The 26,517-nt window shown below is 36.2% G+C and carries 22 protein-coding genes; 3 read left to right on the forward strand and 19 right to left on the reverse strand.

The features are described from left to right. Positions 1-75 precede the first annotated feature (75 nt). The 4 genes from ABD692_RS10355 to ABD692_RS10370 form a co-directional block, all read right to left on the reverse strand. Entirely contained in the window at positions 76-1,320 is a 1,245-nt protein-coding gene (locus tag ABD692_RS10355; protein ID WP_316756019.1) for a metallophosphoesterase, read from the reverse strand. A 90-nt stretch (positions 1,321-1,410) separates the two neighbouring features. Next, positions 1,411-2,898: a MoxR family ATPase gene (locus ABD692_RS10360; RefSeq protein ID WP_344766744.1), complete on the reverse strand. Its 1,488-nt coding sequence runs from the start codon at positions 2,896-2,898 to the stop codon at positions 1,411-1,413. 157 nt (positions 2,899-3,055) lie between these two features. After that, positions 3,056-4,153 (reverse strand): vWA domain-containing protein, encoded by a 1,098-nt coding sequence (locus tag ABD692_RS10365; RefSeq protein WP_316756024.1) that lies wholly within the window; start codon positions 4,151-4,153, stop codon positions 3,056-3,058. Positions 4,154-4,434: 281 nt separating this feature from the next. After that, positions 4,435-5,301 carry a carbohydrate kinase family protein gene (locus ABD692_RS10370; RefSeq protein WP_316756026.1) on the reverse strand — a complete coding sequence of 289 codons (867 nt, stop codon included), beginning with the start codon at positions 5,299-5,301 and terminating at the stop codon, positions 4,435-4,437. Between the two features lie 85 nt (positions 5,302-5,386). Between ABD692_RS10370 and ABD692_RS10375 the strand changes: the two genes are divergently transcribed. After that, complete coding sequence (locus ABD692_RS10375) at positions 5,387-5,812, forward strand: YybH family protein (RefSeq protein WP_344766745.1); 426 nt, start codon at positions 5,387-5,389, stop codon at positions 5,810-5,812. Positions 5,813-5,909: 97 nt separating this feature from the next. On the opposite strand, the gene ABD692_RS10380 is transcribed toward ABD692_RS10375, so the two are convergent. Further along, positions 5,910-6,521: a sugar O-acetyltransferase gene (locus tag ABD692_RS10380; RefSeq protein WP_316756031.1), complete on the reverse strand. Its 612-nt coding sequence runs from the start codon at positions 6,519-6,521 to the stop codon at positions 5,910-5,912. A 169-nt stretch (positions 6,522-6,690) separates the two neighbouring features. Further along, positions 6,691-8,274: a peptide chain release factor 3 gene (locus ABD692_RS10385; RefSeq protein ID WP_316756033.1), complete on the reverse strand. Its 1,584-nt coding sequence runs from the start codon at positions 8,272-8,274 to the stop codon at positions 6,691-6,693. Positions 8,275-9,055: 781 nt separating this feature from the next. On the opposite strand from ABD692_RS10385, the gene ABD692_RS10390 reads away from it, so the two are divergent. Then, entirely contained in the window at positions 9,056-11,377 is a 2,322-nt protein-coding gene (locus ABD692_RS10390) for a helix-turn-helix domain-containing protein (RefSeq protein WP_316756035.1), read from the forward strand. A gap of 236 nt (positions 11,378-11,613) precedes the next feature. Then, entirely contained in the window at positions 11,614-12,231 is a 618-nt protein-coding gene (locus ABD692_RS10395) for a SprT-like domain-containing protein (RefSeq protein ID WP_344766747.1), read from the forward strand. A 108-nt stretch (positions 12,232-12,339) separates the two neighbouring features. On the opposite strand, the gene ade is transcribed toward ABD692_RS10395, so the two are convergent. The 13 genes from ade to ABD692_RS10460 form a co-directional block, all read right to left on the reverse strand. Next, a complete protein-coding gene (gene ade, locus ABD692_RS10400) occupies positions 12,340-13,977 on the reverse strand; it encodes an adenine deaminase (RefSeq protein ID WP_344766748.1) in 1,638 nt (545 codons plus the stop codon). Between the two features lie 90 nt (positions 13,978-14,067). Then, positions 14,068-16,044 carry an alpha-ketoacid dehydrogenase subunit alpha/beta gene (locus ABD692_RS10405; protein ID WP_344766749.1) on the reverse strand — a complete coding sequence of 659 codons (1,977 nt, stop codon included), beginning with the start codon at positions 16,042-16,044 and terminating at the stop codon, positions 14,068-14,070. 18 nt (positions 16,045-16,062) lie between these two features. Continuing rightward, entirely contained in the window at positions 16,063-17,451 is a 1,389-nt protein-coding gene (locus ABD692_RS10410) for a LutB/LldF family L-lactate oxidation iron-sulfur protein (protein ID WP_344766751.1), read from the reverse strand. A gap of 90 nt (positions 17,452-17,541) precedes the next feature. After that, the gene (locus tag ABD692_RS10415) at positions 17,542-19,176 is read right to left on the reverse strand and encodes a M28 family peptidase (protein ID WP_344766753.1); all 1,635 of its coding nucleotides are present in this window, start codon (positions 19,174-19,176) and stop codon (positions 17,542-17,544) included. 30 nt (positions 19,177-19,206) lie between these two features. Beyond that, positions 19,207-19,644 (reverse strand): ribose 5-phosphate isomerase B, encoded by a 438-nt coding sequence (gene rpiB, locus ABD692_RS10420; RefSeq protein ID WP_344766755.1) that lies wholly within the window; start codon positions 19,642-19,644, stop codon positions 19,207-19,209. 46 nt (positions 19,645-19,690) lie between these two features. Then, positions 19,691-20,575 (reverse strand): twin-arginine translocase subunit TatC, encoded by an 885-nt coding sequence (tatC, locus tag ABD692_RS10425; RefSeq protein ID WP_316756050.1) that lies wholly within the window; start codon positions 20,573-20,575, stop codon positions 19,691-19,693. A gap of 70 nt (positions 20,576-20,645) precedes the next feature. Further along, positions 20,646-21,986 carry an acetyl-CoA carboxylase biotin carboxylase subunit gene (gene accC / locus ABD692_RS10430; RefSeq protein ID WP_316756052.1) on the reverse strand — a complete coding sequence of 447 codons (1,341 nt, stop codon included), beginning with the start codon at positions 21,984-21,986 and terminating at the stop codon, positions 20,646-20,648. A 130-nt stretch (positions 21,987-22,116) separates the two neighbouring features. Further along, a complete protein-coding gene (gene accB / locus ABD692_RS10435) occupies positions 22,117-22,593 on the reverse strand; it encodes an acetyl-CoA carboxylase biotin carboxyl carrier protein (RefSeq protein ID WP_316756054.1) in 477 nt (158 codons plus the stop codon). A 146-nt stretch (positions 22,594-22,739) separates the two neighbouring features. Then, positions 22,740-23,735 carry a beta-ketoacyl-ACP synthase III gene (locus ABD692_RS10440; protein WP_316756056.1) on the reverse strand — a complete coding sequence of 332 codons (996 nt, stop codon included), beginning with the start codon at positions 23,733-23,735 and terminating at the stop codon, positions 22,740-22,742. A 9-nt stretch (positions 23,736-23,744) separates the two neighbouring features. Beyond that, the gene (gene plsX, locus ABD692_RS10445) at positions 23,745-24,683 is read right to left on the reverse strand and encodes a phosphate acyltransferase PlsX (RefSeq protein WP_316756058.1); all 939 of its coding nucleotides are present in this window, start codon (positions 24,681-24,683) and stop codon (positions 23,745-23,747) included. Between the two features lie 101 nt (positions 24,684-24,784). Further along, positions 24,785-24,976, reverse strand: coding sequence for a 50S ribosomal protein L32 (gene rpmF / locus ABD692_RS10450; protein ID WP_025143959.1), 192 nt, complete (start codon positions 24,974-24,976; stop codon positions 24,785-24,787). A gap of 15 nt (positions 24,977-24,991) precedes the next feature. Beyond that, positions 24,992-25,522: a YceD family protein gene (locus ABD692_RS10455; RefSeq protein WP_316756066.1), complete on the reverse strand. Its 531-nt coding sequence runs from the start codon at positions 25,520-25,522 to the stop codon at positions 24,992-24,994. A 239-nt stretch (positions 25,523-25,761) separates the two neighbouring features. Beyond that, positions 25,762-26,517 (reverse strand): hypothetical protein, encoded by a 756-nt coding sequence (locus ABD692_RS10460; protein WP_344766761.1) that lies wholly within the window; start codon positions 26,515-26,517, stop codon positions 25,762-25,764.

The raw sequence follows: 26,517 nt of genomic DNA on the forward strand, positions 1-26,517 counted from the left end.
TCTTTCATGCTAAGCTTGTCGAAGAGCTTTTAAAAATAAAAGCATTTCGACAAGCTCAATATGATACTTCTTAAATTAAGCCCTTTTCAGCGTAAATATTGTTATTTCTGGTAAAATACCAACCCTACCTGGATAACCTAAAAAGCCATAGCCAACGTTAACGTAAAGCTGTTGTTTTTGCTCTTGATATAATCCTGCCCATTCTTTATAAATATATTGAACAGGACTCCATTGATATTCTTTTAAACGAACTCCAAATTGCATGCCGTGAGTATGACCACTAAACATGGCATCTATTTGTGGATATTTCTGTAAAACCTCGCCACGCCAGTGTGATGGATCGTGACTAAGTAAAAGCTTAACAGGTAAATCATCCGTATCTTTTACTGCAAGCTCCATTTTACCGTATTTTGGAAAACGACCCATTCCCCAATTTTCGATACCTAAAATACCAATTTCTTCGCCATCTACTTTCAATCTGCGGTTTTCGTTCATTAACAAATCATAACCCATTATCTTATGCACATCGACCATGTCTTTTAGGTTTTTAACCTTAGCAGGTGATGATTCTTTGCCGAAATAATAATCGCCATAATCGTGGTTCCCTAAAGAAGAATATACGCCAAGCGGCGCTTTTACTTTAGCAAAAATATCCTGATAATCTTTCACCTCATTGGTAAGGTTATTTACTAAATCCCCAGTAAAGAAAATGAAATCGGGTTTTTCGCCTAAAAGCATTTCTACACCTCCCTTAACAGCTGTTTTGTTATAAAAACTTCCAGAATGAATGTCAGAAATTTGACCCATAGTAATACCATCAAAAGCTTTAGGTAAATTTGGGAGTATTAAATTTACTCGTCTAACCTGATAATCATAAGCACCTGATATAATGCCCCAGCTTAAAGAAGTTAACGGCACGGCTGCAGCAACCAAGCCTGCCTTAACTAAAAATTCGGAGCGGGAAATGGGCTCTGTTTCTGTTATTTGTTGTGCTTTTAGAGGTTCTTTTTTTCTAAAAATTTTAATAAACAACCTTCTTATGTCATCAATAACTAAGAAAGGCAACATCGCCATTTTACAAGCTACCGTTAAAAAGAAAGCAACCAAAATAATTGCCCTGAGCGTTAAGAAAAGATTAAGGTAAATGCCTGCAAAAACACCAACAATCAAAAGAAAGCTATACGTCCAATATAATATTCCGAAGATTTTTTTTGTTCTAGGTTTCCAGTTTTTGAATACTGCCATCAAGGCATTGAAGCAATAAATATCAAAAGCAGTAATAAGTATGCAGGCGGCAATAATGAAAGGTAATCTTCCCATTTAGAAGTTTGGTTTAAAATAAAAAAGCTTTAATATTTCCTGCCTTTCGGAAAGAAATATCAAAGCTAATTAAAATGTATAATTTAATTACTATCTGAAATCGTCCTCATCTTCTTCCTCGTCAAATTCGGCATTAAATAAACTGCCAAACATATCAGAGAATCCGAAGCCACCGTTTAAATAATTTTTGCTCAATTGCGAATATTCTGCTAAACCATGCAGCACAAATTCCATTAAAAGTAACGTTTGGTTTTCGCTTAATTTTGGGTGGAATTTTTTAACAGTATCATATAAACTTGGCACCAACATTAGTGCTTTTTTGTATTGCGCATTTGTTAGCGAATCCGTTACATCAACATTATTGCCTTCTGTAAACCACTCTGTAATTTCAGTATATGGATTAGCTGTTTTGGTTTTCTTCGCTTTCTCTGGATCTGGGAAATAACGGGCAAACAAGGTTTTTACCGCTTTGCCGATAAGTGTGGTTGCTACATGGGCAGGTCCTTCCAATTCGCCTTCGTAAACCAGTTCGATTTTTCCTGTAATTGCTGGAACAATTCCTGCTAAATCAGATAGGCGAACAAATGTGTTTTTCTCGCCAGAAATTAATATTCTACGTTCTGCAGTGCTGATTAAATTTTCAAAAGCAGAAATAGTTAACCTTGCCGAAACACCCGATTTCTGATCGATATATTCGCTCTTGCGAGCCTCGAAAGCGATTTGCTCAATTAAATCCTTAACTAAACCATCAGCTTCAATATTTTCTTTTTGCTCTTTGGTTAGTTTAGCTTCCTGAAAAGTAATTTTTCTTGAAACTTCGATGCTTTTTGGATAGTGCGTTAAAATCTGACTTTCAATTCTATCTTTCAATGGCGTTACAATGCTACCACGATTGGTATAATCTTCAGGATTTGCTGTAAACACAAACTGAATATCTAATGGTAAACGCAATTTAAAACCACGAATTTGAATATCTTTTTCTTGCAACATATTAAACAATGCTACTTGGATACGAGCTTGCAAATCGGGCAATTCGTTAATAACAAAAATGCTGCGGTGTGCACGAGGAATTAACCCAAAGTGAATTACACGTTCATCGTTATAAGTAAGTTTCAAAGTAGCCGCTTTAATCGGGTCAACATCACCGATTAAGTCAGCAACTGTTACATCAGGCGTAGCCAATTTCTCTGTATAACGTTCGCTGCGGTGCAACCAGGCAATTTCGGTTTCATCACCTTTGGTGGCGATTTCATTTTTTGCGTACCAGGAAATAGGATTCAATGGATCATCAAAAATTTCACTCCCAGCAACATAAGGTACATATTCGTCTAGCAAGTTAACCATCAAACGAGCAATACGGGTTTTCGCCTGACCGCGTAACCCTAAAAGTAAAATATTATGGCGTGAAAGGATCGCTGTTTGCAATTCTGGAATTACCGTTTCATCGTAACCAATAATGCCTTCGAACTCGGTTTTTTTATCTCTCAGAACCTTAATCAGATTTTCTCTAAGTTCTTCCTTAACGCTTCTTGATTTATAATTTGTTGCCTTTAACTGGCCTAAAGTTGTGTTTTGCATCTTTTTAAAAAGGGTTTAAGGCATAAGGTTTAGGGTTTAAGGCTCGGCAAGGTGCTATAACTTAATCTCAAATCTCTCCTTGTTAATGTTTTTATGTAAACTGTTGCGGGTTATCGTTATTGGTTTGGGTTAAACCTTCAGCCCTTTAACTTCAACCTTATTTAACTGTTTTTCTTCTGTTTTTAATGTAATCTTCAAAAATGTATTCGCCTAAACCCGTTAAAGAACTGTAAAATGCTCTTCCGCCATTTATTTCGGTAAACTGACGAACAAATTGCTGTAAATAAGGGTCTTTAGCAATCATGAAAGTGGTAATTGGAATTTTCAAGCGTTTGCACTGAGCAGCCATATTTAAGGTTTTATTAATCACCTTTCTATCCAAGCCCATACTATTTTTATAATATTTTCCATTCTCTTTCAAACAGGTTGGTTTCCCATCTGTAATCATAAAAATTTGCTTATTGTGCGTTTTACGCCTGCGAAGTAAATCCGTAGCCAATTCTAACCCTGCAAAAGTATTAGTATGGTAGGGGCCAACTTGCAAATAAGGTAAATCTTTAACCGAAATCGGCCAGGCATCATTTCCAAAAACAACAATATCTAAAGTATCTTTCGGGTATTTTGTTTTAATCAATTCGGCTAAGGCCATTGCCACCTTTTTTGCAGGTGTAATTCGATCTTCACCATACAAAATCATCGAGTGCGAAATGTCAATCATTAGTACGGTAGAAGTTAAGGTTTTAAAATCCTTTTCCTCTACTTCTAAATCCCGATCGGTTAATGTGAAATCGCCAATACCATGGTTAATTTGCGCATTTTGAATCGAGGCAGTCATATCAATCTGGTCTAAACTATCACCAAAATTATATTCCCGCCTGTCCGCATTTTTCTCCTCACCAATGCCGCTTTGGTTGCTATTGTGATTGCCACGACCCGATTTTTTTAGTTTCCCAAAAATTTCTTCCAAGGCCGATTTACGAATCGTTTGCTCGGTTTTGGCTGTAATTTTAAATTCTCCAGATTGATTGTCTTCTGTGAGGTAACCCTTATCTTTCAATTCATCGATAAAATTACCAATACCGTAATCATTGTTGGTTAACTTGTATTGCTTGTCGAGCTCGTTTAACCAACTTAATGCCTCTGCTGCATCACCAGCTGTATAATTTAGCAATTCGCTAAATAATTTCAGCAACTCATCGAACCCACCTTTTGGCGTATCGCCAGGCTTGTAATCAGAAAAACGAAAACCTCTCATGTGCTTGTATTAACGATTTATCGAAGATAAAAGTTTCGATTTGCATTAATTTAAGCAGGGTGTCATATTTGGGCGAAGTTTAAAGCCAAAAAATAAGGCAAAACTGAAAACTACATATAAAAAATTAAAATGATTTGGGCGTTCCCCAAGCTACGCAAGGGTCGGGCTTTTCAGGGCTTCGCTTCGGTGCGGTACCAATAAAAAATTGGTACTGAACCCTTACAATCCCTAACGCAAAACTCAATTAATTAAATTTAGTGGGCTAGGGTTAAAAATATCAGTTAATCGAAAATCTCATCTCCATAATTTGGGTTTGCCCCAAACTGCGAAGCAACAAAAGAACCAACTTTACAAGCTCGATCTAAAATCGTATCCATTGGGTAGCCAATTAAATAGCTAGAAATAAAGGTTGCTAAAAAAGAATCGCCCGCTCCAACCGTATCTGCAACTTTTACAGGGTAGCCTTTATGATGATATAATTTGTCATCATGCAATACACAAGCCCCGTTTTCGCCCATAGTAAGGCAAATAATTTTTATGTTAAATAAGTGGCTTAGTTGTTTTAATAATTGCTCGTCGGTATTTCCTGTTAATGCCAGTTCATCTTTCAGGTAAATAATTTCATGCTCGTTTACTTTTAAAACGTCTGCTTCATTTAATAAGTCCTTTAAGGTATTAATCGTATAAAAGGGCTCACGCAGGTTGATGTCGAAAACTTTCAGCTTTGCGTTATTAAGTAAACTTAAAACTGTATTTCTACTCTTTTCGTTTCTACACGTTAAACTACAATACACAAAAGCATCCGATTTTTTCACGGTCTCAATGGCCTCATCAGAAAGTTCAATTGCATCCCAGGCAACGGGTTCTATAATTGAGTAAGTGGCCTGGTGCGTTTCATCCAGTTTAACTTCTACAGTGCTTGTTGGTAAGTCGGCAACCTGTATTAAATTGGAGCTGAAATTCTGATCATATAAAAAACTAATTAACTCTTTACCCAATTCATCGTGACCAACAGCACTAATAAATTTGCTGTTTATACCTTGTTTATGAAGATGTAAGGCTACATTCATAGATGAACCGCCAGCTTTCTTTCCCTCTGGAAAAACATCCCACAAAATTTCGCCGATTGAAGTTACTGTTTTTTGCATTTTGATGATTTAAGCCTGTAAAGAAACAAATTTATGTAGCTTTTAAATAAAATAAAACGCATTTTTATTTTCTAAATCTATTGATATGAAAATAAAGCTGATTCTATTATTCTTATTGTCTGGCTTCTTTGCTCAGGCACAAACGCCTAAAGATAAACAAGCCATTTTGGATGTTTTAGAAACGCAAAGGAAAGCATGGAACAAAGGTGATTTAGTTGCCTTTATGGATGGTTACTTAAAATCAGACAGCTTATTATTTGTTGGAAAAAGTGGTCCGACTTATGGCTGGCAAAAAACTTTAGATAATTATAAGAAAAACTATTCAGGCAGTTCAGGAATGGGTTTTTTAACTTTTGGAATTAAAAAAGTTGATTTCTTAGGTAAAGATGTTGCTTTTGTATTGGGAAGCTGGCATTTAAAACGTGAAAAGGATGAACCTCAAGGTTATTTCACGTTGTTATTTAAGAAACTAAAAGGAGAGTGGAAAGTAGTGGTTGACCATAGTAGTTAAACGGATTAGAAGCCGTTTCTAAATGTAAAATCATTTAAGCTTGTCGAAAGCAAGAATATAAGTCTTTCGACAAGCTCAAGATGTTTTTAGCAAGATATTATTGCTCTAATTTAATGTCTTTGTAGTAAAAGTCTTTATCCTCATCAGTTAACTGACGAATTACTCTACAAGGGTTTCCTGCAGCAAAAACATTATCTGGAATGTCTCTCGTAACTATACTTCCAGAACCAATTACTACATTCGAGCCAATTTTTACACCTGGATTTATTACTACATTTCCACCAATCCAAACGCTGTTTCCAATACTAATTTCTTGCGCCCATTCGTATTCCTGATCGCGAAGATGTGCGTGTATTGGATGTCCAGCAGTATAAATTGCCACATTTGGTGCAATAAAAACATTGTTGCCAATACCCACCTTAGCACAATCTAAAATTACGAGGTTAAAATTTGCATAAAAGTTATCGCCAATTTCGATGTTATAGCCATAATCGCAACGAAAAGGTGGCTCCAGGTAAAACATCTTTTCAGTTTTACCAAAGAGTTTTTTTATTAACTCTTTGCGTTGTTTTATAAATTTTGGAGCAAGATTATTAAACTCGAAAACTATTTCTCGTGCTTTTAATCTTTCTTTTGATAACTCTGCTTCTCCAGCTTGGTAGGCTTTGCCTGCAAGCATTTTTTGTTTTTCAGTTAGTATTGTACTCATTGATATCGTTATTAGGCTCAAAATTTAAAGTTAATAATTGTATGCAAACAACAAATTTATTTCGTTACACATCTTTGATTCTACCAAGACTATCAAAATAGATGCGTAAAAAAACCTTACAAGCTTTAAATCCTGTAAGGTTTTCAGTTTATTAAAATCTATAGAATAATTAACTCTTAAACTCGCTTGTTTTATGAAAATCGATATCAGGGTAATCCTGTTTGGTTAAATTAATCATATAATCACTATCCGATAAGTAAACTGGATTCGCTTCCTTATCGAAACCAATATGCTGTTGTTTACGTTTAACAAATTCATCTAATTTTTTTCTATCAGATGATGTTACCCAACTCGAACGGGTGTAACTTAATGTACGGAAACGACATTTTGCGCCATATTCGTGCTCCAAACGGAAGTTAATAACCTCAAACTGAAGCTCACCAACAGCACCAATTACTTTTCTGTTTCCAGGCTGCATAACAAATAATTGTGCCACACCTTCATCAGTTAATTGTTCAATACCTTTTTCCAATTGCTTGGTTCGCATTGGGTCCATGTTTTCTACTTCTTTAAAAATAGATGGAGAAAAACTTGGGATTCCTTTAAACTGCAATTTTTCACCTTCTGTCAAAGTATCGCCGATTTTAAAGTTACCGCTGTCATATAAACCAACCACATCGCCTGGCCAGGCTTCTTCTACAATACTTTTCTCATTGGCCATGAAATCCATCGGGTTTGAGAATTTTAATTTCTTATCCTGACGGGTGTGATAATAGAATTTATTACGCTCAAATTTGCCTGAACAAATACGTAAGAAAGCAATCCGATCGCGGTGTTTTGGATCTAAATTGGCATGGATTTTAAACACAAAACCACTGAAATTTTTCTCTTCAACCAGCACATCACGCTCTTCTGCTTCACGGTGGCGCGGACTTGGTGCGATATCAATAAATGTATCTAAAAGCTCCTTTATTCCGAAGTTGTTAATGGCACTACCAAAGAAAACTGGCGCAACCAAACCCTCAGTATATAAATCTTTATCGATTTTGCCGTAAATACCGTCAACCAATTCAACATCATCTTTCAATGTGTTAATTTCGTTTTCTTTAAGGTAATTTAATAACGTTGGATCGTTCAAATCATTTGCCGCCACAACCGAATCGGTTACTTTGGTTTTATCAGAATTAAATAAATTTAAGTGTTTGTTATAAATGCTGTAAACACCTTTAAAGGTATGTCCCTGTCCAATTGGCCAAGAAAGCGGGCACAAACTGATGTTAAGTTTTTCCTCAATTTCATCCAATAAATCGTACGCTTCTTTACCTTCACGATCCATCTTATTTACAAAAATAATTACAGGCGTGTTACGCATACGGCAAACGGACATTAATTTTTCGGTTTGCTCTTCCACACCTTTTACGCAGTCTACCACCAAAATCACGCTATCCACTGCCGATAAAGTACGGTAGGTATCTTCCGCAAAATCCTTGTGACCAGGGGTATCCAAAATGTTAATTCGCTTGCCGCTATACTCAAAACCCATAACCGAGGTTGCAACCGAGATACCACGTTGTTTCTCAATTTCCATAAAATCGGAAGTATTGCTTTGGTTCGCTTTGTTACGTTTTACCGCACCAGCCGTATTAATTGCACCACCAAAAAGCAGAAATTTTTCTGTCAAAGTGGTTTTACCCGCATCGGGGTGACTAATAATGGCAAAGGTTTTACGTTTTTCTATTTCAGGGTTAAGCATAATAAAATTTTGGGTAAAAAATGGCGATGAAACCTGGTTAAAGGAATTTAACTGCGATTAGATTTGAATAATTTTGTTTCATCAGGCTGCAAAGATAAGAATTTTGACGAACTGTTTTTATCACTTAACTGTTTAATTGAAAACCAAATGGCTAATTAGTTTTTGAAAAGCAGTAGCTGTAGTTCTTCGGTTCGGGTTGGCCCCGCCATACATTCCAATCTTTTTTAAATTTCTGTTGTTCTCACCATTCCATCATTGGGAGGACGAACGAAGTAGCAATCTTTTTCGTTAGCACCAAAAAAGTATTCCATTACTGTGGCGTTTATGAAACTTCTTTAACGGTTTTGGGTATAGTTTAACCACCCCTTGCCCCTCCTAAATTGGGAGGGGAGTAGTAAGAATGATGGCGAATTTCTGCAATCAATCGATTTCTGTGGGTTAAACCCAAACCGCAATTAATTGCAACTATTATAATATCATAATTTAAGCTCAAATGTTGTCACTCTGAGCGTAGTCGATGACCAATTCTATGGTCGAAAACAAATAATAATCTGTCTTTCGACTACGTTTAGGATGATATTTATGGTTTACAATCCAAAGCTCAACAAACTTTGTTAATAAACTTGATGGCAGCGAGCACGGAGTGTAACGGAGTAAAGCGAACAGCAGGACGGTTTTTCCCGATAAAAAACTGAGCATTCATTTTCAAAAGAAAATATACAGGTTAAAACCGTATTTGTTTGCCGAAATTCTATAAATCATACCTATTTTTGTGCTAAAATTGTTAGCTTTAATTATCCCTCCGAAAATAGAGCAAACCGAAATCTTATTGCCAATGCCAGAATTAGAAGAAACTTCTATGGCCGCAGAAATAGCGGCAAAATTTGTTAACTATACCTCGAAACATGTTTTTTTAACAGGAAAAGCTGGAACGGGTAAAACTACTTTTTTGCGCAAATTGATTCAGCTTACGCACAAAAAAGCAATGATTTGTGCACCTACAGGTATTGCTGCAATTAATGCTTCGGGTGTAACTATTCATTCGCTTTTTCAATTACCTTTTGGTGCGTTTTTTCCTGATGCAGCAGCGAATATCATCAACCAAAACATCACTTTTAATTTCAATACGCCACGCACAATCGTAAAGCATCTGAATATGCAAGGCAATAAAAGGCGCATGATTCAAGAGCTTGAATTGCTGGTTATTGATGAAGTGAGTATGCTCCGAGCCGATATGCTTGATGCGATTGATTTCTCCTTGCGTTACATCCGAAGAAATAGAAATGTGCCTTTTGGCGGAGTGCAGATGCTTTTTATTGGCGATTTGCACCAGTTACCTCCTGTTGTAAAAAACGATGAATGGCGGGTTATGGCAGGTTTTTACAAGAGCATTTATTTCTTCGATGCTTTAGCGTTACAAAATAATCCACCGATTTATATTGAGTTGGATAAAATTTACCGTCAAGATGATTCTGTTTTTATCGATTTATTAAATAATCTCAGAAATAATCAAATTACCGCAGATGATACGACTTTGCTTCGCCAACATTTTAAGCAAGATTTCAAACCTGCGGCCGATGAAAATTACATCACTTTAACAACGCATAATAATAAAGCTGATACTATAAATCGTGAACGATTAACACAGCTTAAAACTAAATCTTACTTCTTTGATGCCAAGGTTACTGGAGAATTTAGTGAGCATTCGTTTCCAAACGATAAAAGTTTAGAACTGAAAGTGGGTGCACAAATTATGTTTATTAAAAATGATATGACTGCTGAAAAACGCTATTATAATGGTAAAATTGGCGTTGTTCATCATATTGAAAAGGATATTGTAGAAATTGAATTACCAGATGATAAGGTGGTTATCCAAATTTCACCTTACACATGGGAAAACGTAAAGTATAAATTAAATGAGGCAACAAACGAAATTTCGGAAAATGTTGCTGGTTCATTTGTTCAGTATCCTATAAAATTAGCCTGGGCAATTACGGTTCATAAAAGTCAGGGCTTAACGTTTGATAAAGCAATTATTGATATTGGCGATGCTTTCGCTCCAGGACAGGCGTATGTTGCGCTTTCGCGTTTACGTTCTTTAAAGGGGCTGGTTTTGACTTCGCACTTGCGTGAAACTGGTTTGCAGCAAGACCCGAATATTCATTATTTTTCGAGTACCAAACAACCATCTGATGTACTTAATCAGCAGATTAGCGCGGAGAGTTATGATTTTATCAGAACTTATTTACTAGCAGCTTTCGACTTAAACTTGGTTCGTTATTACATTAAAGAACACGTTCAAACTTTTGATAAAGGGGAAAAATCGACCAAACAACATTACGATGATTGGACAATGGAACTTTACCGCGATTTTCAGAAACTTTCGGCAACGGCTGACAGTTTTATCAATCAGCTTAAAAACTTATTTTCCACACAAACCGAACATACTTTATTTAATGTTTCGAAACGAGTGGCAGCGGCTTTAAAATATTTTAATCCCTTAGTTAAAGAGGTTTCTGAAAAGCTTTTGGCGCATATTGAAGCGGTAAAGGATGAAAAAGGAATTAAAACTTATTTAACCGAACTACTTGAATTGGAAATTTTGGTTTACGAGCAATTGAAGAAAATGCACAAAAGTAAGGCGCTATTGCAAGCTATGATTGATGGTAAGGAGTTTAGTAAAGCCGATACAGATGCCTTGTTAAATGCTGCCGAGCGTGATAAACAATTGCAAAAAGCAATTCAATTAAAAGGACAGGTTTTGAAAGTGAAATCTGCGGCTGAAAAGAAGAAAAAAGAGCCAAAAGTAGATACTAAACTGGTAAGTTTTGAACTTTACGAGCAAGGAAAAACTTTGGAAGAAATTGCAAAAGAACGTGGTTTTTCTATCGGCACCATTGAGGGGCATTTGGCTTATTATGTTTCAACGCAACAAATTGATGTGGCTAAACTGGTTAAACCAAATAAAATCAGAAATATAAGTGATGCGGTGGAAAGCCAGAAAACAAAATCGATGGCTACAATTCGCGATTTTTTAGGTAAGGATTATTCTTTTGGAGAGATTAAGCTGGTGTTGGCATCGCTGTTTCCATCGGAGGAATAGGGATCAGTTTTAACACAGAGCACATAAAGTTTATGAGAGAAGATTTGTTATAAAGAACAATTATTGGACTTGCAATAAATGTTCATTCAGGTTTGATCTATTGATGAATTTTAATGTCTTGAAATTAAAAGATGGAATCAAGCAAGTACTAAATGGCTATTAACAAATCTCGGTGTAATCTGTGAAAACTTAGTGCCCTCTGTGGTTAAATTAATAAAAACAATTATCTTAGCATTGTGGAGAAAGTTAACCTTTTAGCGCAATACATGCCTGCTGAGGCAGCGCCGCTAATTGCAAAGTGGATAGATTATTTTCAGTGCGAATTCAAAATCGCTAAAACCCGTTCTACCAAACTGGGCGATTATCGCCATCCCTACCGCGATAAAGGCCACCGAATTTCGGTAAATTTCAATTTAAATCACTATGCTTTTCTTGTTACAACCGTACATGAATTTGCACACCTTTTAACCTGGAACGATTTCAAAAATAAAGTAAAACCACACGGCGGAGAATGGAAGAAAAACTTCCAACGGATGATGGTTCCATTTTTTGAAATGAATATTTTTCCTGATGATATTCATAAAGCCATTGACAATTACATGTCTAATCCAGCAGCATCAAGCTGCTCAGATTTGAGTTTATCAAGAGCGTTAAAAAAATATGATTCCAATCAAGTTGAAACCTTACATTTAGAGCAACTACCGCTTAATACGATTTTCAAAATTAAAGATGGTCGCCGTTTTACTAAAGGCGAACGCATTAGAAAGCGTTATCGTTGTGTTTGTTTGGATGATAAAAGAATATATCTTTTTAATCCTCTGGCAGAGGTATTTGTGCTGGAGTACGTTAAATAATTGATATTTACGGTCGTCATTGCGAGGCACGAAGCGATCCTATAACGGCCACAATATAGCGCCCCAAAGCTTAATATTACTTCGTGCCCCGCACTGACGAAAAATTGATTATACAAACTCAAATTTGTCGCCATCAAATAAACCTTTATCGCTCAATTTTAAATGCGGAATAACCAGCAATGCCATAAAAGAAAGTGTCATAAAAGGCGCGACCAAAGTTGAACCTAAATCTTTCGCAAACTGATCAATTGAAGTATAACGTTGTGCAACTTCATAGCCGTTATGATTACTCATTAAACCAGCAACAGGTAAAGCCAACACTTCTTCCTTTCCATTGCCAACAGCCACTACACCACCAGTTTCTTTGATGACTAAATTAACGGCTTCGCAAATGCTTAGATCATCCACACCTACTGCAATAATGTTATGACTATCATGAGCAACACTAGATGCAATTGCTCCATGTTTCATTCCGAAATTTTTAACGAATGAAATGGCAATTGGCGCTTCGTGGTACCGATTAACAACAACCATTTTCAACACATCCTTTTCTAAATCACTAATGATGTTTCCGTTTGAAACTTTTGGCTTAGCAGTGAGCTTATTGGTAATTAATTGACCATCCAAAGCCTCAATTACTGGGATTTCATCTTGTTTTTGATATGGATAAACAAAGTCTTCTACTTTTTTAAAATTGCAATCGAAATGATTTACAGATTCTTTATCCTTGTTATGTTTTACCCAATCGCCAACAGTGTTGCCATTTTCAGAAAGTAAAACGCCATCTATGTAGGTTTGCTTTATTTTGAAGTTTACCAAATCTTCAGCGACAACAAAATCGGCATAATCGCCAATTTGTAATGCGCCAACATCTAATTTATAATGAAGAATAGGATTGATGCAAGCCGCTTGCAACACGTTGAAAATGTCAATTCCTTTAGCTACAGCTCTTGCACAAAGTTCGTTTATGTGATTTTCAACCAAGCTATCTGGATGTTTATCGTCACTGCAAAACATCATCATTTCTGGCCAATCATTTAGCAAATCAATTAATGCGTCAAAATTTTTGGCGGCACTTCCTTCACGAATCAGAATTTTCATGCCGCGTTGAAGTTTATCTAAAGCTTCTTCGGCAGTAAAACACTCGTGGTCGGTGGAAATCCCTGCATCGATGTATTGTTGTACCGCATCGCCACGTAAGCCTGGTGCATGTCCATCAACGGGTTTGCCCAATTCATGCGCAGCAGCAATCTTTTTTAAAACTTCTTCATCTTTATAAAGCACACCAGGGAAATTCATCATTTCACTCAGGTATTTTATTTCTGGGCGTTCTAAAAGTGATCTAACATCATTGTGATTTAGTTCGGCACCAGCAGTTTCAAAAATAGTAGCAGGAACACAACTTGGCGCACCAAAATTGAATTTAAAAGGAACGGTATTGCCATTTTCAATCATAAATTCAACGCCTTCCATGCCACAAACATTAGCAATTTCATGGGGGTCGCTAATGGTAGCAACCGTTCCATGCACAACCGCCAACCTCGCAAATTCGCTCGGAATAAGCATGCTACTTTCTATGTGAACGTGACTGTCAATAAATCCTGGGAGGATAAAATGAGTTTTATCTTTTATTTCTGAAATTTTATTAATGGATTTAATTTTCCCATCCTCTATCTCAACTTCGCCAAAGAAAATATTTCGCTTTGTGGTATCTACTATGTTTCCCTGGATTTTAAAATTGCTCATTGCTATGTATGAATTAGCCACGGAAACACGGATTGACACGGAATCGAAATTATAACTTCTGTGATTTCTGTGTTTCCGTGGCAAAATAATTTAATATTTTAATAATTTTTCTATCGTTTCTGTCAATCTTGCCTTGGCCAAAAACTCATCTTCTAGTGCTTTATTCATTGGAATTGCAGTATCCAAACTGGCGCAACGCAATACGGGTGCGTCCAAATATTGGAAACAATGTTCGCCAATCCACGCAGAAATTTCTGCACCAAAGCCGTTGGTCAGTGTGTCTTCATGTAAGATTAAAACTCTCCCAGTAGATTTTACTGCATCGCGAACAGTTTCCTTATCCCAAGGTTGTAAAGTCCTTAAATCAATTAGTGTTGCATCACTTTCAGGATTGTTTTTCAGGTAATCCAATGCCCAATGAACGCCTAAACCATAAGTGATAATAGCAAATTTCCCACCTGTTTTCAGTGTAACAGCCTTGCCAATTTCAGTGGTGTAATAACCATCAGGAATTGGCGAAGTTAAACTTCTGTATAAATATTTATGCTCAAAATATAAAACAGGATTTGGGTCTTCAATTGCGGCAAGCAGCAAGCCTTTTGCATCCTCAGGAAAAGCTGGATAAACAACTTTCAAACCTGGTGTTTTGGTAAACCAAGCCTCATTACTTTGCGAATGGAAAGGACCTGCGCCAGTTCCCGCACCCGTAGGCATACGAACTACAACATCGGCTTTTTCGCCCCAACGGTAGTGAGTTTTAGCTAAATTATTTACAATTTGATTAAAACCCACGGTAACAAAATCGGCAAATTGCATTTCTACCACGGCTTTATATCCATTTATTGATAAGCCCAAACCTGCGCCGACAATTGCCGATTCGCAAATTGGTGTGTTACGAACCCGGCCTTTGCCATACTTGGCAGTAAAACCATCAGTAATTTTAAATGCGCCACCATAATCAGCAATATCCTGTCCCATTAAAACCAGATTTGGATATTTCTGCATTGCTAAATCTAACGCATCTGTTATCGCGTCTAAATATCTCTTTTCTGTTTGAGATTGATTTGGATCAATTACTGTTTGTTCATAAGGGAAGTACATATCGCTTTCCTCTAGTGCTGAACTTACCTCTGGTTCGGGTTCATCAAATGCTTCCTCAACTTCCAGTTCAATGTTTTTTTTGATTCCCGCTCTAATATCTATGATTGAATCAGCTGTTAAAATCCCCTCTTCAATTAGATAAGTTTCATAATTGCGCAATGGATCTTTCTTTTCCCATTCATCAAATAATTCTTGAGGAACATATTTTGTGCCCGATGCTTCTTCATGCCCACGCATTCTAAACGTCAGGCATTCCAGTAAAATTGGGCGTGGGTCTCTGCGAATTTCACTTGCCAGTTGATTGATCGTATCGTAAACTTCCAGAATATTATTACCATCAATTTGCCTACCTTCTATACCATAACCTATAGCTTTATCTACTAAATTTTTGCATCTAAACTGCTCTGATTTTGGTGTTGATAACCCATAACCATTATTTTCAATAAGAAAAATCACAGGTAAATTCCAAACTGCCGCAACATTAACTGCCTCATGGAAATCGCCCTCGCTGGTAGCACCTTCGCCCGTGTAAACCAGTGTTGCTTTTTGTTTCCCAGCCAAAAGATCTGCCAATGCAATACCGTCTGCTAATGCCATCTGTGGACCGAGATGAGAAATCATCCCAATAATTCTATAATCTTGCGTACCAAAATGAAATGAGCGGTCGCGGCCTTTGGTAAAACCTGTTGCTTTACCCTGCCATTGTGCCATTAATTTTTTTAGCGGAATATCTCTGGTTGTGAAAACGCCCAAATTGCGATGCATGGGTAATATATATTCATCGCTTTGCATAGCTAATGTAGAACCAACGGCAATGGCTTCTTGTCCAATACCCGAAAACCATTTGCCAATTCTGCCCTGTCGTAAAAGTTTAAGCATTTTATCCTCAATCATTCGAGGGTAAAGCAATCTTTTATATAAATTTAGGAGGAATGAGTCGTCTTTGTTGCCGCGGTTAAATTGCATATTTGGTTTTTATTTGTTTTAAGATTCCTTCTGCTTCTTCATCTCTTCAAATTGTTTTGAGAATGATTTATCGGCAACTTTTGGCATTTCTCTATATTTTCCCCAGCTTTTTTTGAAAAATGTTTTAAGCATGAAGTTTTTGAATTTTCCACCGAAAAAATCCATCCACTTTCGTTTTTGCATCATTCGGTTAAACATTCCCCAGCCCATTTCCTCTACCTTACCATTTTCATGTGTCGCTGCTGCATCTCGGCGATTGAGCAATAACATTTTATGAATATCGATTTTAACAGGACAAACTTCAGAACATTTTCCGCACAAACTTGAGGCATAACTTAAGTGTTTAAACTCTTCCATGCCTTTTAAATGCGGCGTAATAACCGAACCGATTGGGCCACTGTAAGTCGTATTGTAAGTATGGCCACCAATATTTTTATAAACAGGACAAGCATTTAAACAAGCGCCACAACGAATGCAATATAAACCTTGTCGTTGATCTTTTTGAGCTAATAAATTTGTTCGCCCGTTATCAAGAAGGATCACATACATTTCTTCTGGTCCATCTGTTTCATTGGGTTGACGAGGTCCACTCAAAATTGTATTGTAAACCGTTAAATTTTGCCCTGTTCCATGAGAAGCCAATAATGGCCAAAACAAATCCAAATCAGCCATCGATGGAATAATCTTTTCGATACCCACAATTGCAATATGTATTTTCGGAAATGTGGTACTTAATCGAGCATTACCTTCATTTTCTGTGATGGCAATACTTCCAGTATCAGCGATTAAAAAGTTTCCGCCACTGATGCCGATATCAGCATTCAAATATTTGTCACGAAGTAATTCCCTCGCTTTTTGAACCAATTGAGGTGGCGTAGCATCAATCGGTGTTCCGAATTTATCATGAAATAATTTAGCAATATCAGTTGCGCTTAAATGCATTGCAGGCGTAACGATATGATATGGCGCCTGCCCAAGTAGCTGAACAATGTATTCGCCTAAATCACTTTCTAAAGATTCGATTTGATTACTTTCCAGAAAATCATTCAAATGAATTTCTTCGGTCGTCATCGATTTTGATTTGATAACTGTTTTTCCGTTGTTCCTTTTGATGATGTTTAGAATTTCCTGTTGAGCTTCTGCCGCATCATTTGCCCAAATTACCTTACCACCTCTTCGCTGAAAATTCGATTCGAATTCAGGTAAAAACTTATCGAGATTTTCCATTACACGCCATTTAATAACGTGAGCCTTCTTTTTTGATGCTTCGAGATTTTCGAATTTTGATAAACCACGTTCAACAGCCGTATTGTATTTACCAATATTATAGTTTATGGTTTTACGATGCGGCAAATCGAAAGCTTTCTCATCAGACTTCTCTAAAAATTCCTCGGCAGTTTTGATCATAAATCAAAGATATGAATTTAAGCAGGCACGAAAAGTATTGTGCATAAAAAAGCCCCGATTGAAATGTCGGGGCTTAGTATTTTGACTTTATTATTTCTTTGGATGTCCAGCTCCGTCCATATCAACAACTGGTCGTTTAGCTTGATTAGCTAATTCCCATGCGGTATAGTAAGTTAATTGAGCTCTTTTTGCCAATAAAGGGAAATTAATTTTGCTTACCTCATCACCAGGTTTGTGGTAGTCTTGTTGCAACATTCCGTCATAATAAAAAATGATAGGAATACCTAGTTTAGCAAAATTATAATGATCTGAACGGTAATAAATACGCTCAGTATCTTTAGGGTCATCGTATTTATAATCCAATTTCATTTTAGTGTAAGTTGCATTCACTTGTTCACTTAATTTGCCTAAATCGCTGCTTAACATATTTGAGCCGATTGAGTAAATGTAGTTTGCAGAATCTGGCTTACCTAAGTATTCTTCGCCAATACGACCAATCATATCAGTATTTAAATTTGCGATAGTGTTCTCAACAGGAAATACTGGATGCTCTGAATACCAATCAGAACCCCATAAGCCTTTTTCTTCACCAACTACTGTCATGAATAAAATGCTGCGTTTTGGACCTTTACCTGCTTTTTTAGCATCGGTAAATGCTTTAGCCATTAACAAAACGCCCGTTGTACCAGAACCATCATCATCAGCACCATTATTTACCTTATCTTTTGCATTCGGATCATTAACTAATCCAATGTGATCGTAATGACCAGTTAAAACTAGCACTTCATTTTTTAATTTAGGATCAGAACCTTCTAGGAAACCTAAAACATTTTCACATCTTACTGGAGTTTCAGTTTTTGTCGCACTCGCAGAAAAAGGAATATTTAACACTTGTGAAGCTGGAGTTTTGCTATCGATAATTTTCTTTTGCAAATCAGCAACTGTGGTATTTGTACTTTTTAAAATTTCATTTGCTAACGCTGATGAAATTGAAATGCGAGGCACATCATTTTGTTTTTGCGCTTCTGCCATGCTTTTGGTTTTAACCATAACCTGGCCATCATTTAAGTATTTTTTGTAAGCCTCAGAAAGTCTGTCAACATTTGGATCTATCGTAATGATTGCCTTAACATTGTTCTGAGCCAAATAATCAGCTCGATCTTTACGGATTTTCATCATAGCATTACGATCCATTCTTTCTCCTTGTTTGAGAGTAGGATCGCCATTACTGAACATCATAATCACTTTGCCTTTAATATCTACGCCAGCAAAATCATCGTAATTATCTTTTTTTAATCCGTAACCAACAAAAACAACCTCATCGCTAGAAAATGTAAAACCTTTATCGCTAATTGTATTCGGTAGTACCAAATAATCTTTTTGATAATCTTTTACCTGTCCGTTTAAAGTTACATGACTTTCTTTAAGCATCAGGTTAACGAGATCAATTTTTTGGAAGTATTCGCCATTAACAGGCCCTTTTAAGCCAATAGATTTGAAATAGTTGCGAATGTAATCTGCAGCCATCCATGCACCTTTCTTGCCCGTTTCACGACCCTCATATTCATCAGAAGCTAAAACAGAAAGATGTTTAAAGCCATTTTCAGGATTTATGGCTTTACTAAACCTAATCGCATCCTTATTTGGAACTAGAGGTTTAACTTGAGCGAAGCTACTTGCGGTAAGAAGCGACGCAACGCCAAGAGTTAAAAATTTTTTATTCATTATGTAGTAAAAGTTAGTTGTTTTTTGATCTTAGCAAGATATTTTATCTACTCTGTTTTGATGACGACCACCTTCAAACTCTGTATTTAAAAATGTCGTCGCTATCACTTTTGCTTCTTCTTCAGATAAAAACCTTGCTGGAATACACAATACATTAGCATCGTTATGTTTTCTAACTAATGAAGCAACTTCATTCGTCCAACATAGGCCAGCTCTAATCTGTTGATGCTTGTTTGCTGTGATAGCTACGCCGTTGGCAGAGCCACAAAGCAAAATGCCATATCTAAAATCGCCATTTTCTACAGCAGATGCAACAGGATGGGCAAAATCAGGATAATCTACAGAATCCAAAGAATGCGGTCCAAAATCTTTTACATCGTAATCTGATAGAAAATCTTTTAAAATTTCTTTGTAATCAAAACCTGCATGGTCTGAACCAATTGCAATTTTAATTTTTGTATTTGGCATGTTTCAAATTTATAGAGAATAACGAAATCTCTTCGTAATGTTTTTGTTATTTAGCATAGAAAGCTGTCTCTGCCTTTTTCTTCTTTTTTTCGATGTAAGCCGAAACAAAAATACTTAACTCATAAAGCAAGAATAATGGCGCCGCCACAGTTAGCATTGTTAAAATATCTGGTGTTGGGGTTACAATTGCTGCAATAATCAAGATAATTACAACTGCGTATCTTCTGCTCGCTCTCATAAACTTTGGTGTCATTAAACCTAGTTTTGAAAGAATAAATATGATTATCGGAAGCTCAAAAATAATTCCTGTACCTAAAGTTAGGGTTGAAATAGATGAAACATAAGAATCTATTGTAAATGTATTTTTAATTTCCGAACTAACCGTATAACCAGTTAAGAAATTAATTGATAGGGCACAGATAATGAAATAACCAAAAAGAATACCAATTATAAAAAGGAGTGAGGCAAAAAAGACAAACCCACTTGCCGATTTGCGTTCTTTTTCGTGCAAGGCAGGTTTTACAAAGCGCCATATTTCCCAAAGTAGATAAGGGAAACCTAAAACGATACCACACATTACGCAAACATTTAACTGTAAGTTAAACTGACCAGCCATTTCGGTATTAATGATTTCGCCATTAATTTTGGTAATACACATATCCTTTCCAAGAGATGGGAAGTTTTCAGCTAATTTACACATCATTCTGTAAGTCCAGAAATCAGGTTTTTTAGGTCCGAAAATTATTTTATCTAATATTTCTTCGTTAAAATAAAATGCAATACCTGTAAATACAGCAATAGCAATGGCAGCTCTGATTAAGTGCTTACGAAGAACATCGAGATGGTCGAAAAAAGACATTTCTGCCTCAAGGTTTGTCCCTTTGTTACCGATAGCTTTTAGTAGTGATGATTTTTCTTTAGTGTCGCTCATGTTGAAAACAAAAATACCATTCTATTTGAATAGAATGGTATTTACGTGTTAAATATAGAAATAGTTTATGTTATTCTGAAAATTCGAATGTTTCCATGAATTTTGTAGTGAAATTACCTGCTCTAAAGTTAGGGTCTTTCATCAGTTGTAAGTGGAAAGGAATTGTTGTTTTAACACCTTCAATTACAAATTCGCCTAACGCACGCTCCATTGTGCAAATTGCTTCTTCTCGAGTTTGTGCCACGCAAATTAACTTCGCAATCATCGAATCGTAGTTTGATGGAATAGAGTAACCTGCGTAAACATGAGTATCTACTCTTACACCATGCCCACCTGGAGAGTGGAAATTAGTAATTCTGCCTGGTGATGGACGGAAATTATTTGCTGGATCTTCGGCATTAATACGACATTCGATTGCGTGCATATCAGGGAAATAATTTTTTCCTGAAATTGGAATTCCTGCAGCAACTTTAATTTGTTCTTTAATTAAATCGAAATTAATTACTTCTTCCGTAACTGGGTGTTCTACCTGAATACGGGTATTCATCTCCATAAAGTAGAAGTTACGGTGTTTATCAACCAAAAATTCGATTGTACCAGCACCTTCATAGTTTACAGCCATAGCGCCCTTAATAGCAGCTTCACCCATTCTTACACGAAGTTCTTCGGTCATAAATGGCGAAGGAGATTCTTCTACCAGTTTTTGGTGACGACGTTGAATTGAACAATCGCGTTCTGATAAGTGGCATGCTTTGCCAAACTGATCGCCAATAATCTGGATTTCAATGTGACGTGGATCTTCAATGTATTTTTCTAAATATAATCCATCGTTACCAAAAGCAGCACCAGATTCCTGACGAGCGCTATCCCATGCGTTTTCAAAATCTTCATCTTTCCATACCACACGCATACCTCGGCCACCGCCACCAGCAGTTGCTTTAAGTATTACTGGATAACCCATTTCGTTCGCAATTGCGATACCTTCTTTAACGCTTGATAATAAGCCTTCTGAACCTGGAATAGTAGGTACACCAGCAATTTTCATGGTTTCTTTAGCAGAAGCTTTGTCACCCATTCCATTAATTTGCTCAGGTGTAGCACCAATAAATTTGATGTTATACTCACGGCAAATGTTAGAAAATTTAGCATTTTCTGATAAAAAACCGTAACCTGGATGAATTGCATCGGCATTAGTTAATTCTGCAGCCGAAATAATATTTGGAATATTTAAATAAGAATCTTTACTCGGAGGAGGACCAATACAAACAGCCTCATCAGCAAAACGTACGTGTAAACTCTCTCTATCAGCAGTAGAGTAAACAGCAACCGTTTTGATGCCCATTTCCTTACAGGTACGAATAATACGCAAAGCGATTTCACCCCTGTTGGCAATTAGTATTTTTTTAAACATAATTTTTTCGTTTTCGTCTTTTGTTCCAATTGGAAACAATTTTAAATACCATGGTTCGTGTTTCCACGAACCATTTATATGTTATTTGATTTGTGAAACCACAAACCATGGCGTAATAAAAGACGGTTTACTAAATAGGTTCTACTAAAAACAATGGTTGATCATACTCTACTGGAGATGCATTATCAACTAATATTTTAACGATACGACCTGAAACTTCACTTTCGATTTCGTTGAAAAGTTTCATAGCTTCGATAATACAAATTACCTTACCAGTACCAATTTCATCACCAACGTTAACAAACATAGGTTTGTCAGGGCTCGATGAACGGTAGAAAGTACCAATCATTGGCGACTTAATTGTAATGTAGTTCGAAGTATCTTCTGCAGCAGGAACAACAGGTGTAGCAGCAATCGGCGCTGTAGGTGCTGTTGCAACTGGAGCAGCCGCTTGTACAAGTGGTGCCTGAGGCAACGTAGCGTGAACAACTGTTGGTGCTTGGTTTGTTTTAATGGTGATTTTAAAATCTTCTTGCTCGATCGCAACTTCATTTACACCAGAACGAGAAACAAATTTAATCAGTTCCTGTATTTGTTTGATATCCATTTTTTAGGCTAGTTATGTAAAAAATAGTGTTTATTGAATTAACTAAGTTATACTTTTTTTGTTTTATTTTTTGTTGTTTGGGTGTTTGGCTTCTTTGTTGTTTGAAAGATTTTCAATTATTGAGAACCTTATCAATCAACTAAAAACTAACTATTGTACGCCCATTTAAGGTAAATAGATCCCCAGGTAAAACCACCACCAAACGCTGCTAACACAATGTTATCGCCTTTTTTAAGCTGGCTTTCCCATTCCCATAAACATAATGGAATGGTTCCGTTGGTTGTATTTCCGTAACGTTCAATGTTAATCATAACCTTATCGGTAGTTACACCCATTCGATTTGCTGTTGCATCGATAATACGCTTATTAGCTTGGTGAGGTACCAACCAGGCAATATCATCAGATGTTAAACTGTTACGTTCCATAATTTCTGCAGCAACATCTGCCATATTTGTAACTGCAAATTTGAATACAGTTGGTCCTTCTTGGTGTGCATAGTGTAATTTTGCATCGATGCTTTCGTGTGTTGCCGGTTGAACAGAACCTCCAGCTTTCATGCCTAAGAAATCTCTGCCAGAACCATCGGTTCTTAAAATTGAATCCTGAATGCCTAAACCTTCTTCGTTTGGTTCTAATAAAGCGCAACCACAGCCATCACCAAAAATTATACAAGTTGTACGATCTTCGTAATTAATAATTGAAGACATTTTATCGCCACCAACTACCAATACTTTTTTATGTCTGCCCGATTCGATAAACGAAGCACCTGTTGAAAGACCGAAAATAAAACCTGAACACGCTGCTTGTAAGTCGTAACCCCATGCATTTGTTGCTCCGATTTTATCGGCTAAAACGTTTGCCGTTGCAGGGAAAGTAAAATCAGGGGTAGTTGTGCAAAAAATAATTAAATCAATTTCTTTTGCATCGATGCCTCTCTTTTTAAGTAAGCCGTTTACCGCATGTACTGCCATATCCGAAGTACCCAAACCTTCACCTTTTAAAATTCTACGTTCTTTAATTCCCGTTCTGCTAGTAATCCATTCATCCGAAGTATCAACCATAGTTTCTAACTCTGTGTTTGTTAACACATAGTCGGGGACGTAACCATTTACTGCCGTAATAGCAGCGTGAATTTTACTCATTTTAATAAATTATTTAAATGCAATTCTAATTTTTTCAATCAATCCTGTAGTAATCATTTCTCTAGATTGAAGAACCATATTTTTAACTGCTAAAGGACTAGAAATTCCGTGTCCGATAACAACAGGAGCGTTAACACCTAAAACTGGACTGCCGCCGTATTGTTCATAATTAAAACGATCGAAAAACTCATCTTTCAATCCTTTTTTAATGGTAATAACATAAAAAGATTCTGCTAATTTAAGCATTACGTTTCCAGTAAAACCATCACAAACAATAACATCCGATTTATCGTTAAATAAATCACGTCCTTCTACGTTACCTACAAAGTTGAATAATTTGGTATCCTTCATTAACGGAAAAGTAGCCATGCTTAGCATATTTCCCTTTTCATCTTCTTCGCCAATATTCATTAAAGCAACTCTTGGATCGTTTATCTGCAATAAATTTTCTGCATATAAACTACCTAAAACGCCAAATTGTAATAGAATATCTGGTTTGCAATCGGCATTAGCGCCAACATCTAAAAGTAAGCCTGTGCCGCCTTTAAGTTTCGGAAGAATTGAACATAAACATGGGCGGATAATGCCCGGGATAGTTTTAACGCTAAAAACAGCGCCAACTAACATTGCTCCTGAATTACCTGCGCTTGCAAACGAATCGATCTTACCTTCTTTTAAAAGGTTAAAACCAACTGCTATGCTCGAATTAGGTTTCTGAACAATTGCTTTTGTGGGATGTTCGCCCATACCAATTACTTCATCAGTATGAACGTATTCAAAATGATCTGGATTAAAACCTTCTTCTGCAAGAATTGGTTTAATCTGTTCGGTATCGCCAATTAGAACTAAATGTTCTCCAGCGTTTAGCGATTGATGAGCTGCTATTGCTCCCAAAACAATTGCTTTGGGAGCATAGTCTCCGCCCATTATGTCGAGGCCTATTTTCATAGAAAAAATCTGTTTGTGTTAGATTAGGTAAAATCCTAAAATTTTCAGTTGACTAAGGTATGACTAAAGCCGCTGAAAACACAAACAATTTTTTAAGAAAATTACCCGATTTGAGTATTTTCGATAACCAATTTACCATTATAGTATAGGTTACCATCAACGTTGTATGCACGGTGAGGTACGTGGATAGCACCTGTTGCTGAGCATGTTGCTAAAGAAGGAGTCACTGCTTTGTAGTGTGTTCTTCTTTTATTTTTTCTCTGTTTCGAGATTTTCCGTTTTGGATGTGCCATTGGTGTATAATCTAATTATTTTTTTAACTTATTAAGTGCTTCCCAACGTGGGTCGCTATTTTGTTCATTTTCTTCGTGCTGATTATCGATAGATAAATTCTCTAAACGATTAATCATTTCCTGATCACATTCTTTGTTAGCTTGCTCACAGTTTTTAATATAAGGCACCGCTACGTTAATCATTTCGTATAACGGTTTCGATATATCAATCGCAGTTTCTTTACGGCTTAGCGAGATAATTTCTTCGTCATCACTTTCTAAGTCATCTCCTGCAAATTTTACAATTTGTCTTTCGTACAAATTTATTGGCAATGGAAACTCCGATAAACATTTATCGCAATCTAAATTTACTGTGCCAATAACTTTAAATTTTAAAAGCAACATGGTTTCTTGTTTCTCAAGTTCCAGGTTAACTTTTAAGTTTCCGCTTTTAATTAAAGAGTACTCGAAAGCATTAAAAAAGGCATCATCAAGCTCATAATCAAACTGATGAGATCCCAATTTTAATCCGGTAAACGGTACTGAAAATTCTTTTAGCGGGTTCAAAGTACTGTAAAATTTTAGCCTGCAAATGTAGGTATAAAATAATTAGATAAAAAATGTTTTTTAAAAATTGTTGAGTTATCAGCATCGTTTTTTAATCGAACAGCTTATATTATAAATTTTTGAGAATCAGTTTAATCGGTTTTAAATTGAAATATAGGAAGTTTAACAACCTCGATGCTCACTCGATTACTCAGATTGTCATCCGCTTTCGTCTAACGATATATGTAGATGCAGATTTCTTATTTAAAACTTATACTCTCGATAACGTAACTTGTTTCGAAACCATTTACATCAATTATTTTGTCGATTATTTCCAAGGGATAATATTTTGATAAGATCTGTTTTGACCTTACAATGGAATGAAACGGTGAAATTATTTTATCTGTTACCCATAGTACTCTCTCATTTTTCACATCAGGAGTCGGAATTTCTGAATCAGAATATTGCTCATGAAATCTATAAATCACTTTATAACAATCATACCCTTTAATATTTTTTCTCTCCGTTGGTAATTCTTTTAAAAAAAAGACTTTCTCAGCGGTGAAATAATCTATAATTTCTTCTGAATTAAAACTATCGTAAACTCGCCCATCTGAAATATTGTAACGAAAAAGCTCTTTTTTATCCTGTTGATCTATTCTATAACTTCTTACTTTGTCATTTTCAAAATCATCAATATTTTTTTCGCTAATGTCGGTTCTGAACAATTCTTGAGGCAAAATATCTTTGAGTTGTTCAATAGTATTTGCCACCTTACTTGTATCAACATCTCCGTTAATATTGTATTTATCTGCTATGAACTGTTTCTTTAGAGTGTCAAGGAAACGATTTACAAATAATTCAGAAGTTCGATTGAAAGCATTTTCATCTGTAATTCTAGAACTCTTTATATAAATAGCTGAACCAGTTTTTGGGTGTAATACTTGTGATTGTGAGTGTAATGTCTTGCTGGACATCGTAAGCAGAAACAAGAGGGCTAATTTGCTTATATTCAT

This window comes from Pedobacter ginsengiterrae (genome assembly GCF_039537385.1).
GTDB lineage: Bacteria > Bacteroidota > Bacteroidia > Sphingobacteriales > Sphingobacteriaceae > Pedobacter > Pedobacter ginsengiterrae.